Origin of the sequence: uncultured Tateyamaria sp., from assembly GCF_947504105.1 — a bacterium.
GTDB lineage: Bacteria > Pseudomonadota > Alphaproteobacteria > Rhodobacterales > Rhodobacteraceae > Tateyamaria.
In genome coordinates, this window is sequence record NZ_CANNGP010000138.1 from 1 (window position 1) to 1,121 (window position 1,121).

Annotated in this window: 1 protein-coding gene; it reads right to left on the reverse strand. The window is 58.2% G+C overall.

Annotation, left to right across the window (positions count from 1 at the left end):
• The coding region (locus Q1A75_RS23920) for an IS110 family transposase (RefSeq protein WP_299593577.1) at positions 1–1,046 on the reverse strand (1,046 nt) is incomplete at its 3' end.
• Between the last annotated feature and the right edge of the window lie 75 nt (positions 1,047–1,121).

Sequence of the window (1,121 nt, forward strand, 5' to 3'; positions counted from 1 at the left end):
GTTTCCACCGTCATGCGCCAGAGCTTGATCGCGAGCTTGCGGGCGACGGCCACAATGGCCTTTTGCCCGATCCCATGCTTCGCGAAATGATGATTGTAGATGGCCTTCGCCTCTGGGTCGCGCCAAGTCCATTGCCATGCGGCTTCAACAAGGATGCCACGCAAGCGTTTCTGGCCGACCGGGCGCAGTTTGGCTCGCGCTTTGCTGTTGCCGCTTTGGCTGACCACAGGTGCGAGGCCGAGATAGGAGGTGACTTCTTCCGCCCGATTGAAGCGTTCTGGTGAGAACAGTTCGGCAAGGAAATGCGATGCTGCCGTCTCCCCTACTCCGATGATAGACGTCAAGCGCTCGAACCGTTCCGGGTGCATCCGCATCGTTGCGGTCCTGATCTCGGCCCGGAGCAGCTTGTCCTCGGAAAGCAAGAAGAGATACTCGCGGACCATCGAAGCCAGTGCCAAACGGTGTTCTGGTGGGATCGGCAGCGTTGACAGATCGTTGGACGCCGCCAGTGACCATTTTTGGAGGCTGGCAGGTTCGTCGATGCCGGAGGCCAGAAGGAAGCCCTTGATCTTCTGTTTGATCTTGCCCCGGCTTTCTGCAATCCGTTTGCGCCGCCGGACAAGCGCGCGATAGCCCTCCTGTTCGACCGTTGGGATCGCAATCGACCGCAGCAGACCACGCGCGAAATAATTGGCGAGCTTCACTGCATCAATGCGGTCTGTCTTGGCCGCCGCCGCATAGCCACGTGGGATGCGAGAGGCGGCAATCACGGAGACCGTAAACCCTGACCGCTCCAATGCACGAGACAAAGCGAACCCGGTTGGACCAGATTCATAGACGACATGCGCAATCTGACATCCGAGACTGGCTAGCTGCTCTGCCAAAGCCTCTTCCCCCGAAGGGCAGGTGTAAGTCTCTACGATCCCGTCCTCTGGATCGAACAGCGCGACCGAATAGGTCTTCTTGTGGACATCGAGACCGACGTAGATTGGCCGATCTTCGACGGCAGCGACAAACCGCGAAATACGTGTTGCTTTCCTGACCATGCTGGAAACTCCTATGATTGGAATACTCCGACATCGCAGCAGTCAGCCGCGCCACCGTCCAGCATGGTATTTTTT